Here is a 14,824-nt window from a genome sequence, read left to right as displayed (position 1 = left end):
ATAGCAAACAAAAAGCCTAATCAATATTGATTAGGCTTAGAGTAAACAAAACAGAACATGAACACTGATGTTAATCAACAATCTCCACATCCTACTATACATCTGATGTTTATTTTCTATTCTTTTTATGATAACCCCCTCAATCAATGCCTTAATGAAAGTAATCAGAAAAAAGACGAAAACAGATAAGGGCACCTTTTCTTGATAGCCCTTTGTGAAAAGGGGAGAAAAGAAAATTAAAAGGAGAAATTATTGAAACGTTCCACGTGTAAATAAACTTGTTTTCCAAATGAATACCCTCTTTTTAAAATATGTTCTAACTCCTTCAGGATTGATTTGTTTCATGCTTCTCTCTGTTTTCTAATACCTTTTCCATATTCTCTAATCCCCAATTTCTCATAAATAAAATGAGCGGTTCTAGAGATCTTCCAAACTCAGTTAAGGAATATTCCACTTTAGGAGGAATTTGACGATAAATCTCTCTATGAACAATTCCTGAAGCTTCTAGTTCCCGAAGTTGAAGTGTAAGCATTCGCTGTGTAATTCCTTTGTTGAGTCTTTTTAATTCATTAAATCGTTTTGTTCCATTAAGTAAGTGATAAACAATAACACTCTTCCATTTCCCGCCAATAACATCAACTGTTGCTTCAACAGGACATGAATATCTCCCAAGAAAGGCTAAGTTTGATTCCTTTTCATTCATACGGACACCTTCTTTCTACAGTACCTTTTTTGATACTATACCACAAAAATGTGCGTACTTATATTTATTGTTTATGTGTACTATACTCTACCTATAAAACGAAAAAGGGAGAGGATAATGATGGCTACAAAACCAACCTTTAATAAAGAAGAAATCTTAAATGCTTATCAATATAGACATGCTAGTAAAGAGTTTGATAAAACAAAGAAAATTTCAGAAGATGACTTTAATTTCATTCTAGAAACAGGGCGACTTTCCCCTTCTTCATTTGGATTTGAACCATGGAAATTTATTGTAGTTCAAAATGAAGAAATACGCGAGAAATTAAGAGCTGTTTCATGGGGAGCTCAAAAGCAGCTACCAACAGCAAGTCACTTTGTTGTGTTTCTTGCTCGCACAAAAGACAGTTTAGCTCCTGATTCAGATTACATTCAAGGAATGATGAAAGATGTGCACGCTCTTCCTAATGAAGCTGTGGAAGGTAGAGGAAAGGCATACCGCAATTTTATTGAAAATGATTTTGAATTAACTAAATACGATGAGCAAATGTTTGAATGGGCAGCTCGTCAAACTTATATTGCTATGGGAAATATGATGACGTCTGCTGCAATGATTGGAATCGACTCTTGTCCTATTGAAGGTTTCGATAAAGAGAAGGCAGAAAAAATACTTATCGAAGAAGGTGTGATGCCAGAGAAAGGTTTTAGTCTCGCTTGCACAGTTGCTTTTGGATATCGTCTAAATGATCCTCGCCCTAAATCGAGACAAATGTTAGAAAGTATCGTAGAGTGGATTTAATCTAAAAGCTCGTTGCTTATAGCAACGAGCTTTTTTGTAAGCATTCCTCCCCCTCCCCAATTTTCATGCATACCATGTTACAATAAAAACATTAAAGCTTACACATATTTCAAATGATGGTGAGGATCTATGCTATATTTTATTTTACTAATCATTCTTTCTGCTCTTATAACTTCTTTTATAATAATGAAAGAAGTTTATATTAAAACATCAACAATGGCAATTGTGATGGCTTTAGGAATTATTACAGAAGGAGCCTTATCAAACTACTTTGGTTCTAAATTTTTTACATTAGGCTATGGAAAAGTTATGAGTATCATTATCTTCTCTCTTTGGATTTCTTTTTTCATTTCTATTTCAACTTCACTTTTTCATCATAAATTTATTGAAAAACACTATAATGACCCTTTAAATCGATTTGGAATGGGAACGTGGATTGCTGGCACTTCAATTTCCGGTATTTTGCTTGCGAAACATTTTACTGACTTGCTTTTCGTTGCAAAGATACTTTCCCTTTTCAATGGTGGTTTGTGGACTATGTATATTTTCATTTGCATAAAAACACTCCTAATCTCCCAAAGAGCTCAACTCCTGAAAAAAGCTCACGGAATTTTGCTTCTTACAACAGTGAGTACCCAATCAATTGTACTATTGTTAAATACCGTCTGGATTGATTTACCGCAAATACTCAATGTTTGCTTAGTCACAACGGGAATTCTTCTTTACTGTATTAGCCTCTTTTTTATAGCTAAACGCTATGTCAGTCGATCTTCTACTGGGAGAGTTGCTACACATTGGAATAATACTAATTGTATTCTTCATGGAGCTTTATCGATTACAGGGCTCGCCTGTATAACGTCTCAAGCCATCAATCCAGAAATGATTTTATTCATTTGGGTACTTGCTTGTCTTATGTTTTTTCTTGTTGAAGGAATTGAAATTTATCGCATGTATGAGCGCATTAAATTATATGGAATTCGAGAAGGTATTCTAACGTACGATGTATCGCAATGGAGCCGATTGTTTACGTTTGCTATGTTTTATACTTTCACTTCTTATGTTGAACCTTCATCAAAACTTCAAGCAATTGTTCAGCATACTACATTATTAACGGGCATTTGGGTTATTCTGTCCTTATGTCTTGCTGAACTTTTAATGCTCTTTTTTAGCTCTATTGCACACCCTAAAACAAACCAAATACAGCGTAGTGAACAATCTTTATAAAAAATAAAACTCCTGCGGTCCGCAAAAAGCCACAGGAGTTTTGTTTATATAACAAGCTTAAATATAGATAAAACAAGACCAATCAAGAACCCACAGAGAGCTCCATTGACGCGAATCCACTGTAGATCTTTACCAACATTTGTTTCTACCATATGGATAAGCGTATCATTGTCTAATCTTTCAAGGTTTTCTTTCACAAGGCTACCAATTTTAGAATGATTATTTTCAATAAAAGAAGAAGCTTGTCTGTGAATCCATGTTTCAATTGCGTTGACTTTTTCTTCATCACTCTTCGTTTTCTCAATAAGTTCTTTTACAGCTGAGAACACATGTTTTTCAATAAACGCTTGATCCTCTAGCATTTTATGAAGTTTATCTTTATATCGCTCTAAAACAGCTTTTATTTTGTCCGAAGCTTCAATGTTTTGAACTGTTTTATCTTTCCATTGATTGATTTCAGCCATAAGCTCTTCACGATCTGAAACACCGTTAATTTCCTGGCGAATACGATTTAAAATAAGTCCCCGATAAGGATTATCCTTATCTTGGAGGAGAACGATCTTTTCAAGAAGAAAAGGCTGAAGGATTTTTCCGAGCTTATCCTCATTGATAAAACTACTAAAAGAGCTCATTGCCATTTTTAAAAATCCATCTGACTCTGTGTTATCAAGAAATTGTTTGGCCATTACGCCAATTTTATGTCTTGTATCTTCTTTAGAAATCCATTTTTCTACTTCAGCTAAAATATAGTCTATTGCTTTTTCATCTAGATTTCTTTTTACAACTTGATCTGTTAGAGATTTTACAAAAATAGTAACATCTACAGATGAGATGTATTTTTTTAACTCTTTTTCAATGAAAATAGAAATTTGGTCTAAATCCACTTTATCAACAGCATGTTTAAGTCCCGATTGAGTTGCTTTATAAACACCTTCTGATGCCAGTTCTCGCTCTAGGAGTGGAAAAAGCTTGTCTGTAAATGTGATCTGTCCAATTTTCCCTTTAATACTCTCTTTTGTCAGCCAATTATTCTCAACCATTGCAATGGCTCCACGCACCATCTTATCACGGTTTTTAGGAAGAAGTGCCGTATGTGGGATAGGAATACCAAGTGGATGGCGGAAAAGAGCTGTGACAGCAAACCAATCCGCAAGTCCCCCAACAAGACCCGCTTCAAATCCTCCTTGTAGAAGTTTGCCAATAATAGAATCTTGAAAAGGAAGGGTTGCCAGAAACCCTATACCCATAATTCCTAGTGAAATACCTGCAAAGTATCTGGATTTTTGTTGTTTTTTTGCCATTATAACTTCCCTCAAATATAGTTTTTTATCGCTTTCTTTCATGATTATTCTCAATATAAGAGTCAATATACTATGAAAAAGCCACACTTTAAAATGTAGAAAAGTGACAGCTTGCTCGTTTATTTTATCAAAGAACGTTATCATTAGCCACTTCTTACCATAATTAAGAATAAAAAAAGAGGACCTTTAAACTCACAAGGTCCTCTACTAATAGCTATTGTATCTAGCTTCTAAATATGTTTCAATAGACTTTATTTTTAATTTTGTATAGATAGATTTTCGGAAACTCAGCACGTCTAGTACTTTATAAAAGTATAGATCTGCTTTCGAGTAACGTCCAAGTGGATCTTTAGTTGCTAAAAAGTTCACCCGTCTCACATCCTTTAAAAGAAGTGATATTGTATATACCAAATTATAACATATCACAATTAAAAGAAGCCAAACAAATTCATTGTTTGGCTTTAATCAACGGTTTTTATTGATAAAGAGTTCATAATATTGATTGAAGCGGCAACATTTCTCGCTGCTCTCTTCATGTATCCTTCCGCATTTTCAATAGCATCAGAAAGGGAAGTTACACATGGAACAATTGTAAATAATGCATCGATTCCATGTTCATGTACAACTTCACTATCTTCAGAGAGTGAACCCGCAAATCCAATGACAGGAACTCCATATTTTTTGGCAGATTTTGCTATCCCAATCGGTGTTTTGCCGTATATCGTTTGACTATCAATTCTTCCTTCTCCTGTAATAATAAGGTCTGCCTTCTTTGCATGCTCTTCAAAATCTACGGCATCTAAAACAATATCAATCCCTCTTTTTAATTGTGCGTTCAGGAAAGCAAACAAACTTCCTCCAATTCCTCCAGCTGCCCCACTTCCCTTAATTTCTCGAAATGATATTCCTAACATTTCTTCGGCAATATCGGCAAAATGTGCAAGGTTATTATCAAGAATATCAATCGTTTCAGGAGTAGCACCTTTTTGAGGACCAAAAACAGCCGACGCTCCTCTCTTTCCTGTTAAAGGATTATCTACATCACACGCTACTTCAATTTGAACATCTTTAATTCGCGCATCAAAGTGTTGTAAATCTATTGTTGAAAGCTTTGCAATTTCCCCACCGCCAGGACCAATTTCTTTTCCTTCTTGATCTAATAGCTTAGCACCTAAAGCTTGCAGCATACCTGCTCCACCGTCATTTGTTGCACTTCCGCCAATGCCAATAATAATGTGGTTGACACCCAAATCAAGGGCAGCTTCTATTAATTCTCCTGTTCCTCTTGTTGAAGTAATAAGTGGATTTCTTCTTTCATGTGGAACAAGATGTAGACCAGATGCAGCCGCCATTTCAATGATGGCTGTTTCTCGATCTCCTGTTAAACCAAAGAAAGCCTCGACTTCCTCTCCTAAAGGACCTGTCACTGTTCTTTTCTCAATTATTCCCCCTGTTGCATCAACTAACGATCTCACCGTTCCTTCCCCACCGTCGGCCATTGGAAGCTTTACATAAGAAGCTTCTGGAAAGATTTCCTTAAACCCTTTTTCGATTGCATCAGCAGCCTCTAATGCAGATAAGCTTTCTTTAAAAGAGTCAGGAGCAATGATAATTTTCATTTTATTCATCTCCCTTTTCACATCTATTTTTTTATAGTCCATAACTATCCAAATAACTTAAATACACCAAAGATAAGGGTAGAAACAATGGCAAGCGTGAGACCAATTAGAGATTCATAAGGCATTAGCTTTAGCCTTTCTTTCATATTCATATTGACACTTCCCGCTGTAGAGTGAAAGAAACTCCCATGTGGCAAGTGGTCAAGAACAGTCGCTCCTGCGTGTACCATAGCTGCTCCTGCTAGTGCCGATACACCTAATCCAACAATTGTGCTACTAAACACAGTACTTGCTACAGCTGTTCCTGCTGTTGTAGAAGCAGTTGCTGCCGACATGAAAATCCCAGAGGCTGGTGCTAGTAGATAAGGAGGCAGTCCTGAAGCACTTAAAGCTTGTGTTACAACATCTTTCAACTCTGAATTTGCAATAATTCCTGCTAATGTTCCTGTTCCTAATAGCATGATAGCCACGCCTGACATTTTATTTAAGCCAGAGATAGCATATGTATTAATATGTTTAGATTTTCTCATCGCAATTGCGCCCACAATCCCCCCAATTGGTAAAGCGACCATTGGATCAATATTAATCCCGAAAAGCGGGCGAAGTGCTAACAAAATAATCGTAACAATTGGAGCAACTAAAGCTGTGATAAATACCGGAGCTTTTGCATTGTCCTTCATTTCAATTTCTTTACTTTCAACAAATGAACCTTTATTTGCCAACTTTTCAGCTAAAATATAAGTTATAAATAGGCCGAAAACAGCTGGAATAACGCCTGCTACCATAACAGATGTAAGAGGCACCTTGAAGGCATCTGCAGCTGCAATCGCATTTGGGTTTGGTGACATAATGTTCCCCGCCTTCCCCCCTCCAATCATTGCGAGCAAGATTGCTGTTTTCGATAAATTCGCTCTTTTTGCAATGGCTAGAGCAATCGGAGAAACAGTAATAACTGCTACATCAACAAAAACCCCAACAGCTGTCAAAATGGTTGTTGCTAATGCTAAAGCAAGCAGTGCCCGTTTCTCACCTAGCTTTTTAACAATGGTTTCAGCAATCGAAGATGCAGCACCTGATTCAATTAACACTCCTGCTAAAACCCCTGCTGCCATAATCCTCAGCACTGCTGAGATAATATCTTGTGCGCCTTCCATCATCAATGTAACTGTATCTGTAATATTTACTCCACCAATTAGTCCACCGATTAATGCACCAGCGACCATCCCATATGCTGGAGGTACTTTCCTTAAGATTAAAACAATCGCAATAATTAAGGCACTAATCGCTCCCCATACGCTTACTGTCATATCCATTAAAGCTCCCTTCCCCTTCTTTCTCACGGATGTCACTTAAATTGTAAGCGTTTACTTGTTGAGTATCATTGTGAAGAGTGATGAAATATGAACAAAATCTCGTCTTCATAATTGTGCATTTGCACAATTATGTAAGATCATTTAAAAGTTTTGCTATATACAGTTCCATAACATCTTTCATGTTTTTTGGATCTTTTCCTGTTATGGTTAAAATCCGTTCAAGTCGGTATCTTAATGTATTGCGGTGAATAAATAGGCGCTCAGCCACCTTGTTTAATTCCCCACTCTCTTCTAGGTATATCTCTAGTGTTTTAATCAGCTCTCCATTTTTATCATTTTCAATCAGTCTATGATAAAAATGGAACATCTCCTTACTACTTGTAAGCTGTGACAATGAAATTTCAAGCTGGTACTCTTCATAGTGATAAAAGCACTTTTCCGGCTGAAGCTTCTGACCAATTTCAATTGCCTTTTTTGCATACTGAAAAGAAGATTTCACATCCAACAAATCATCCACAACAAATCCTGTCCCTATTACAAGTGTGTTGTCATATTTATTGATCCACTTTTTAAATAGAGAGAGCCAGCTTCTAAAATCTGTCTCGTTGATGACATTCTTCAGTATAATAATGTCATCATTAATCGTAACTCCAATTAGGTCTTCTTGGGATAATTCATAGCGAAGTGCACGAATGATTTTATGATTAGAAATGTCTATTCTAGTTGATTGTTTAAGCACCACTGCTACTCTTGATTTACTAAGGTTTACGCCAAGAAATTCTAATCGCTCTCTTATCCCGTTTTCGTTCATTTGTATTCCTGAAATAAGTTGGTTCACAATTTCACTTTGCAGCCTTTCCTTCCACTGCACTCGGTCTAATAAAACAGACTGCTCCAATACAAGTTCAGCTGCCATTTTAACAAGCTGAGCATAGTTTTGAATTTCATGGGGTTCACCTGTAATTCCAATCACTCCAACAGGCTGATTATTAAAATAGATTGGGAGGTTAATGCCTGGTTTTGATCCTTTCATTTCTGATGCTTTCACTTGATCTAACTCAATGCTTTCTTCATTCTTTAGAACAAGTAAAGCTCCAACATGAAGCTGATTAATTCGGGTTTGATCACCAGAACCAATAATAATTCCCTTACTGTTCATCACATTAATATTTCGATTTAAAATTTTCATTGTTCTCTCTACAATCTCTTGTGCTAATTCATGGGTTAGAAACAGCATCGATTTCCCTCCCTTTATTTTTTTCTTCAATCTACCATATAGAGGAGAAACAATAAATAAAAAGAATATAGAAGTTTAGAGAGATGTTTAATCCCTGTTTCTTTAGCACATCCTATAAAACGGCACAGGGGCAAGGCACAAAAGTTGTAAAAAGCACAACAGTCTTTTATAATCGATGTCTCAAATGAATAAGAAGGAATGATACCATGATTTCATTAAAAGGAAAAACAGCCATTATCACAGGCGGAGGTAGAGGCATTGGACGCTCTACTGCTATTGCTTTAGCTAAAGAAGGCGTAAACATAGGTTTAATCGGACGCTCAATTGAAAACCTTGAAAAAGTGAGTGCTGAACTTGCAGAGTATGATATTAAAGTTTCAGCAGCAACAGCAGACGTTGTTGAGCTTGAAGCTGTAGAACATGCTGTTGAGCACATTAAATCAGACCTAGGCGCAATTGATATCCTTGTAAACAACGCAGGAATCTCAAAATTCGGTGGATTTCTTGATCTTGATCCACAAGAATGGGAAAACATTATCCGCGTCAACTTAATGGGTGTTTACAATGTAACGCGCGCAGTGCTCCCTGAAATGATCGAACGAAAATCAGGAGACATTGTAAATATTGCTTCAACAGCTGGTCAAAAAGGTGCACCTGCTACAAGTGCTTATAGTGCTTCTAAATTTGGTGTTCTAGGTTTAACAGAATCTCTTATGCTTGAAGTAAGAAAGCATAATATCCGTGTTACAGCTCTTACACCAAGTACTGTTGCAACAGATATGGCGAAGGAGATTGGTCTTATTAATAATGATCCTGAGACAATGATCAAACCAGAAGATTTAGCTGATATTCTAGTTGCAGGATTGAAACTTCATCCAAGAGTTGTTATGAAAACAGCTGGTTTATGGTCGACAAATCCATCTTAATATGTAAAACAAAAAGGCAGCAGGAACATGATGTTCCTGCTGCCTTTTTTATTATAGAATAGATTTTTCCGGAATCTAACAACGTTTAAAATTTTCCGTGAGCGAGAAGTATATAAAGAAGAAAGCTCATTTTATAAACTATAATTCATGTACAAAACCATAAATCTCATATATTTACAAGGAGGAATTGAAAATGGCAAAAGTTACAGTAGGAGAAGAGAATGGAAGTCCAATTGAACTGTATTATGAAGATTATGGGAGTGGAAAACCTGTAGTTCTTATTCACGGTTGGCCTTTAAGTGGACGTTCGTGGGAATTTCAAGTCCCTGCTTTAACTGAAGCCGGTTATCGTGTTATTACATATGACCGTAGAGGTTTCGGAAAGTCCTCTCAACCATATAAAGGATATGAATATGATACGCTAGCCTCTGATCTTAACAAACTTCTTGAGCACCTTGACCTTCATGATGTTACGCTTGTTGGATTCTCAATGGGTGGTGGTGAAGTAGCTCGCTATATTGGAATATACGGAACAGAGAGAATTGAAAAGGCTGTTTTAGCAGGAGCTGTTCCTCCTTACCTTTATAAAACTGATGATCATTCTGAAGGTGGGCTTGATGATGCAACGATTAAGGAATTTGAAAATGGAGTGAAACAAGATCGCCTTGCATTCCTTGAAGAATTTACAAAGAATTTCTTCTCTACAGAAGATCAAAAAGACCTTGTAAGTGAATCATTCCGTCTATACAACAAAGATATCGCTGCTTTTGCTTCACCAAAAGGCACATTAGATTGCATCTCCGCTTTTGGAAAAACAGACTTCCGAAATGATTTAAAGAAAATGAACATTCCCACGTTGATTATTCACGGTGATGCAGATTCCATCGTTCCATTTGAAGTAAGCGGAAAACTTTCTCATGAATTAATTGAAAACAGTGAACTAGCTCTTATTAAAGGTGGACCACATGGGTTGAATGCAACACATGCCGAGGAGTTTAATAAGGCCCTTGTAAACTTTCTAAATAAAGAAAACTAAGGTATATGAAAAACAGAAGCGAGAAGGCCATAATTTATGGTCTTCTCACTTTTGTTTCAATTTCTATACTCAAATGTTTTAATCTTCTTTTTCGTTTAAAGGTGTAAAAGATTTAGATATTAAACTAAAACAACCTAAATTCTCATCTAAAAAAATCGTTTCATCTACGTTTTATGTTACTGTCCATTTGTTTTCTTTTTCCCTCTAGTCCCACATAAAATAAATAATAGAATAAACCATACCGGCGTCAATAATAAGGCTGGACGTGTTTCCTCAGAGAACAGCATAATAATAAGAATCATAGCAAACAACGTTAGGACAACATAATTTATAAATGGGGTTAATGGCGCTTTGAATTTTGACTTTGAATGTAGGTGTGGACGTGTTTTCTTATATCTTAAATGACAAATAAGAATAATACTCCAAACCCAAATAAAACAAATGGCACTAATGGTTGTCACGATTCCAAAAGCTTGTTCCGGTATAAGTTTGCTTAAAAGAGCTCCCACTGAGATGACAAGTGTAGATATTAACAACGCGTTACCTGGTACATGGTTTTTATTCAATTTTTTAAGATTTGATGGACCCTGGCCATTAGTGCTTAAACTATATAGCGTCCGGCTCGTTGAAAACATTCCACTATTACAAGCAGAAGCGGCTGAAGTTAATACAACAAAATTAATGATTCCTGCGGCAACCGGAATACCAATCAAACTAAACGTCTTAACAAAAGGACTTTCTGTTGCATTTAGTTCCATCCATGGATTAATACATAATAGAACAATAAGTGCACCAACATAGAAGAATAAAATTCTTAGAGGAATTTTATTAATAGCTGATGGAATATTTTTTTGTGGATTAGATGTTTCTGCTGCCGATACACCTACTAATTCCACACCAACATATGCGAATATAACCATTTGAAATGAAAGTAGGAAACCTGAAATTCCATTTGGAAAAATCCCTCCATGCTCCCAAAGGTTTTTAATCGTAACTGGTCCTGTATCTGTCTTGAATCCCATCACGAGCAAAATAATCCCAACGCTAATTAATACAAGAATAGTAATTACTTTGATTAAAGCAAACCAAAACTCCAATTCTCCAAAAAGCTTCACAGTTAATAGATTGAGTCCTAACAAAATGATTACACAGATGAGTGCAGGTATCCATTGCGGGATATTAAACCAATATTGCACGTATACACCAACAGCAATCACATCAGCCATTGCTGTCATAATCCAACAAAACCAATATGTCCATCCAGTCACAAACGATGCCGCAGGTCCAAGATATTCTTCTGCAATATCTGTTAAAGATTGATAACCTGCTTTAGATAATAACAGTTCCCCTAGCGCCCTCATAACGAAAAAGAGGGCAATACCTATAATTAAATAGGCAAAGATGATAGAGGGTCCTGCCAATTGTATCGCTTTACCAGATCCTAAGAATAGCCCAGTACCAATGGTACCTCCAATTGCGATGAGTTGAACATGACGATTTGATAAATCTCTCTTCAATCCTTGCTGTGCCAAACCTAACTCCTCCTTAAAATGAATGAAATTCCCATGTGAAACTGTGAACAATAAATTAGCCCAATAAAAAAAGAGATTGGATGGCCTCCAATCTCTTGATCATAAGAATAACAAATAATATTCGTTACGCTAATTATTATCAGCATAACAAATAAATATCCGTTACTCTTCTGTCCTTTTGCCTGAGATTGTGAACCCTTCGGCGCCGCAAAATTTCTGCGGTCTCTCCAGAAGCTGCTCCTGCTATAGTGTGACCCATAGCAATCATAGCTTTCTATTTATTAAATTTTTGGATAGGTATAATTACTGTCGAATAGTTTTCTATTCTAATGTTAGTTAAATGTTTTGTCAATAACAAAGATAATTCTCATTTATTGAATCTCCCTGAAATAAGGAGATAGAAATCATTCAATTAAAACCAACATTACTTATGCTATGACTCTCACCATACTTATTTAATCATTGCTTTATAAATTCCTACATTTATAAAGCATATAACTCCCGTTTCTCCCCATATCTTCTCTATTTATTTTACGTTATAAAAAATGACTAGTAAAATAAGAATATATCAATTTCTAAATCCTATAAAATATTTATTTAAAATAATAAACGCATTTTAATTGACAATAGTATTCAATTCTATATAATAATTAGTATAAATTAATAATTATTATATGAGGTTTACAAAGTCACTGAACAAACTCTCTATAATAATTAAATAGTAAAACTAGGAGGAATTTTAATTATGTCTCTAATTGGAAAAGAAGTACAACCATTTACAGCACAAGCTTATAAAAACGGTGAGTTTATCGAAGTTACAGAAGAAAATCTAAAAGGTCAGTGGAGTGTTGTTTGTTTTTACCCAGCAGATTTCACTTTCGTTTGCCCAACTGAACTTGAAGATCTTCAAGAGCAATATCCTGCACTTAAAGAATTAGGAGTTGAAGTATTCTCTGTTTCAAGAGATTCTCATTTTACACATAAAGCATGGCACGATTCATCAGAAGCAATTGGTAAAATTACTTATACTATGATTGGTGATCCTGCACATATCCTTTCTCGCCAATTTGATGTATTTATCGAAGAACTAGGTCAAGCTGACCGTGGTACTTTCATCCTTGATCCTGACGGTGTTATCCAAGCTGTTGAAATCAACGCAGATGGCATTGGTCGTGATGCAAGCACGCTTATCAATAAAATTAAAGCCGCACAATATGTTCGCAACAACCCAGGTGAAGTTTGTCCTGCTAAATGGCAAGAAGGCGGAGAAACACTTAAGCCAAGCCTTGACCTTGTAGGTAAAATTTAAGGAGAGCGATTATAAATGGCACTTGATGCAGAAATTAAATCACAATTAAATCAGTATCTTCAACTATTAGAAGAGAATATTCTGCTTAAGGTCAGTGTAGGTTCAGATGACGTATCAAAGGAAATGCTAGCTCTTGTTGAGGAGCTAGCTTCCATGTCATCTAAAATCACTGTCGAAAAAGTAGAATTAAATAGAACACCAAGCTTTAGTATCAACCGTGTTGGCGAAGAGACTGGCATCACTTTTGCTGGTGTACCTTTAGGACACGAATTCACTTCTTTAGTATTGGCTCTATTACAAGTTAGTGGACGAGCTCCAAAAATTGACCAAAGTGTAATTGATCAAATTAAAAAGATTGATGGTGAATATCACTTTGAGTCTTATGTCAGCCTAACTTGCCACAACTGCCCTGACGTTGTGCAAGCACTAAACATTATGAGTGTGCTTAACCCTAACATTACGCACACAATGATTGATGGAGCTGCATTTAAAGAAGAAGTGGAAAGTAAAAATGTTATGGCCGTACCAGCTGTCTTCCTTAATGGGGAATTCTGGAATGGAGGTCGTATTTCACTTCAAGAAATTATTGCTAAATTAGGTGAAGGCTTAAGTGCAGAGGATTTAGCAGATAAAGATCCATACGATGTCCTCGTTGTTGGTGGCGGACCAGCTGGAGCAAGTGCAGCCATTTATGCAGCACGTAAAGGTATCCGTACAGGAATCGTTGCTGAACGCTTTGGTGGACAGATTCTTGACACACTAAGTATTGAGAACTTTATTAGTGTAAAAGCTACTGAAGGACCTAAACTTGCACAGGCTCTTGAAGAACATGTAAAAGAGTATAATATTGACGTGATAGACCTACAGCGTGCTAAACGTTTAGAAAAGAAAGATCTTTTTGAAATTGAACTTGAAAACGGTGCTGTTCTTAAGAGTAAATCTGTCATTATTTCAACAGGTGCTCGTTGGCGAAATGTTAATGTTCCTGGCGAACAAGAACTTAAAAACAAAGGAGTTGCGTACTGCCCTCATTGTGATGGTCCATTGTTTGCAGGAAAAGACGTAGCGGTTATCGGTGGCGGTAACTCTGGTGTTGAAGCAGCAATTGATCTCGCAGGAATTGTGAAACATGTTACAGTTCTTGAATTTGCATCAGAGTTAAAAGCAGACCAAGTCCTCCAAGAGCGTCTTAACAGCCTGCCAAACGTAACAGTTGTAACGAATGCTGCTACTCAAGAAATTACGGGTACTGACAATGTAACTGGTATTACGTACACTGATCGTGAGACAAATGAAGAACATCATGTTGAATTACAAGGTGTGTTTGTCCAAATCGGACTTGTGCCAAATACTGAATGGTTAGAGGGGACAATTGAGCGTAATCGCATCGGTGAAATCGTTGTTGATAAGCGTGGAGCTACTACAATGCCTGGAGTGTTTGCAGCAGGAGATTGTACAGATAGCGCCTATAACCAAATTATTATTTCCATGGGATCAGGTTCAACGGCAGCCTTAGGTGCATTTGATTATCTCATTCGAAATTAATTTAGAACTTAACTAGTGAAATCCTAGTCTAACGGTTCTTTTGATATTTATAAATTCCTCCAACATTTATAAATGCCGTTAAAAAACCTGTTAGACTGAGATGTATCACCTTACCATAAACAATTTTAACATTTTTTTTAGAAAATCACTATCCTGTCTAGTTAGATAGAATAGTGATTTTCTTTTTTTATTATTCTTTATTTTTAGTTATTTATTGCATTCAAAACAGCTTATGTTAGAAAAATCCAATACAAAAGACATAGGACGTCATCCCCTATCAT

Annotated in this window: 12 protein-coding genes and 1 riboswitch; of the genes, 6 read left to right on the top strand and 6 right to left on the bottom strand. The window is 36.2% G+C overall.

Features of this window, described 5'->3' with window-relative positions:
* Positions 1 to 325: 325 nt before the first annotated feature.
* Positions 326 to 703 (bottom strand): winged helix-turn-helix transcriptional regulator, encoded by a 378-nt coding sequence (locus MOC86_RS04525; protein ID WP_040060427.1) that lies wholly within the window; start codon positions 701 to 703, stop codon positions 326 to 328.
* A gap of 120 nt (positions 704 to 823) precedes the next feature.
* On the opposite strand from MOC86_RS04525, the gene MOC86_RS04520 reads away from it, so the two are divergent.
* Both MOC86_RS04520 and MOC86_RS04515 read left to right on the top strand, forming a co-directional pair.
* On the top strand, positions 824 to 1,501 hold the full coding sequence (locus MOC86_RS04520; protein ID WP_268582979.1) for an NAD(P)H-dependent oxidoreductase: 678 nt from the start codon (positions 824 to 826) through the stop codon (positions 1,499 to 1,501).
* 129 nt (positions 1,502 to 1,630) lie between these two features.
* Complete coding sequence (locus MOC86_RS04515) at positions 1,631 to 2,725, top strand: hypothetical protein (protein WP_268582978.1); 1,095 nt, start codon at positions 1,631 to 1,633, stop codon at positions 2,723 to 2,725.
* Positions 2,726 to 2,769: 44 nt separating this feature from the next.
* Here the strand turns inward: MOC86_RS04515 and MOC86_RS04510 are convergent, their stop codons facing one another.
* The 4 genes from MOC86_RS04510 to MOC86_RS04495 all read right to left on the bottom strand — a co-directional run bounded on the left by MOC86_RS04510 (position 2,770) and on the right by MOC86_RS04495 (position 8,195).
* Positions 2,770 to 4,026, bottom strand: coding sequence for a DUF445 domain-containing protein (locus tag MOC86_RS04510; RefSeq protein ID WP_268582977.1), 1,257 nt, complete (start codon positions 4,024 to 4,026; stop codon positions 2,770 to 2,772).
* Between the two features lie 461 nt (positions 4,027 to 4,487).
* Positions 4,488 to 5,645 carry a glycerate kinase gene (locus MOC86_RS04505; protein ID WP_268582975.1) on the bottom strand — a complete coding sequence of 386 codons (1,158 nt, stop codon included), beginning with the start codon at positions 5,643 to 5,645 and terminating at the stop codon, positions 4,488 to 4,490.
* 44 nt (positions 5,646 to 5,689) lie between these two features.
* Positions 5,690 to 6,958 carry a GntP family permease gene (locus tag MOC86_RS04500; RefSeq protein WP_268582974.1) on the bottom strand — a complete coding sequence of 423 codons (1,269 nt, stop codon included), beginning with the start codon at positions 6,956 to 6,958 and terminating at the stop codon, positions 5,690 to 5,692.
* A 127-nt stretch (positions 6,959 to 7,085) separates the two neighbouring features.
* On the bottom strand, positions 7,086 to 8,195 hold the full coding sequence (locus MOC86_RS04495) for a CdaR family transcriptional regulator (protein WP_268582973.1): 1,110 nt from the start codon (positions 8,193 to 8,195) through the stop codon (positions 7,086 to 7,088).
* Positions 8,196 to 8,401: 206 nt separating this feature from the next.
* Between MOC86_RS04495 and MOC86_RS04490 the strand changes: the two genes are divergently transcribed.
* On the top strand, positions 8,402 to 9,121 hold the full coding sequence (locus MOC86_RS04490) for a 3-ketoacyl-ACP reductase (RefSeq protein WP_124051753.1): 720 nt from the start codon (positions 8,402 to 8,404) through the stop codon (positions 9,119 to 9,121).
* Between the two features lie 193 nt (positions 9,122 to 9,314).
* Positions 9,315 to 10,157, top strand: a complete 843-nt coding sequence (locus MOC86_RS04485) for an alpha/beta fold hydrolase (RefSeq protein WP_268582972.1) — start codon at positions 9,315 to 9,317, stop codon at positions 10,155 to 10,157.
* Between the two features lie 176 nt (positions 10,158 to 10,333).
* Here the strand turns inward: MOC86_RS04485 and MOC86_RS04480 are convergent, their stop codons facing one another.
* Positions 10,334 to 11,689, bottom strand: a complete 1,356-nt coding sequence (locus MOC86_RS04480; protein WP_268582971.1) for an amino acid permease — start codon at positions 11,687 to 11,689, stop codon at positions 10,334 to 10,336.
* A gap of 160 nt (positions 11,690 to 11,849) precedes the next feature.
* A riboswitch (glycine riboswitch) is annotated at positions 11,850 to 11,930 on the bottom strand.
* A 504-nt stretch (positions 11,931 to 12,434) separates the two neighbouring features.
* Between MOC86_RS04480 and ahpC the strand changes: the two genes are divergently transcribed.
* Positions 12,435 to 12,998 (top strand): alkyl hydroperoxide reductase subunit C, encoded by a 564-nt coding sequence (gene ahpC / locus MOC86_RS04475; protein ID WP_268582969.1) that lies wholly within the window; start codon positions 12,435 to 12,437, stop codon positions 12,996 to 12,998.
* Positions 12,999 to 13,013: 15 nt separating this feature from the next.
* Positions 13,014 to 14,543: an alkyl hydroperoxide reductase subunit F gene (gene ahpF, locus MOC86_RS04470; protein WP_243516162.1), complete on the top strand. Its 1,530-nt coding sequence runs from the start codon at positions 13,014 to 13,016 to the stop codon at positions 14,541 to 14,543.
* Positions 14,544 to 14,824: the final 281 nt, after the last annotated feature.

Source organism: Priestia endophytica, assembly GCF_026790145.1.
GTDB classification, from domain to species: domain Bacteria; phylum Bacillota; class Bacilli; order Bacillales; family Bacillaceae_H; genus Bacillus_I; species Bacillus_I endophytica_A.
Note: the sequence above shows the minus strand (reverse complement) of the source record. Positions and strands in the feature narration are given on the sequence as shown.

Coding starts and splice junctions, on each gene's coding strand:
- MOC86_RS04525 (WP_040060427.1), bottom strand. CDS start 703: ATGAATGAAAAGGAATCAAACTTAGCCTTTCTTGGGAGATATTCATGT.
- MOC86_RS04520 (WP_268582979.1), top strand. CDS start 824: ATGGCTACAAAACCAACCTTTAATAAAGAAGAAATCTTAAATGCTTAT.
- MOC86_RS04515 (WP_268582978.1), top strand. CDS start 1,631: ATGCTATATTTTATTTTACTAATCATTCTTTCTGCTCTTATAACTTCT.
- MOC86_RS04510 (WP_268582977.1), bottom strand. CDS start 4,026: ATGGCAAAAAAACAACAAAAATCCAGATACTTTGCAGGTATTTCACTA.
- MOC86_RS04505 (WP_268582975.1), bottom strand. CDS start 5,645: ATGAAAATTATCATTGCTCCTGACTCTTTTAAAGAAAGCTTATCTGCA.
- MOC86_RS04500 (WP_268582974.1), bottom strand. CDS start 6,958: ATGGATATGACAGTAAGCGTATGGGGAGCGATTAGTGCCTTAATTATT.
- MOC86_RS04495 (WP_268582973.1), bottom strand. CDS start 8,195: ATGCTGTTTCTAACCCATGAATTAGCACAAGAGATTGTAGAGAGAACA.
- MOC86_RS04490 (WP_124051753.1), top strand. CDS start 8,402: ATGATTTCATTAAAAGGAAAAACAGCCATTATCACAGGCGGAGGTAGA.
- MOC86_RS04485 (WP_268582972.1), top strand. CDS start 9,315: ATGGCAAAAGTTACAGTAGGAGAAGAGAATGGAAGTCCAATTGAACTG.
- ahpC (WP_268582969.1), top strand. CDS start 12,435: ATGTCTCTAATTGGAAAAGAAGTACAACCATTTACAGCACAAGCTTAT.
- ahpF (WP_243516162.1), top strand. CDS start 13,014: ATGGCACTTGATGCAGAAATTAAATCACAATTAAATCAGTATCTTCAA.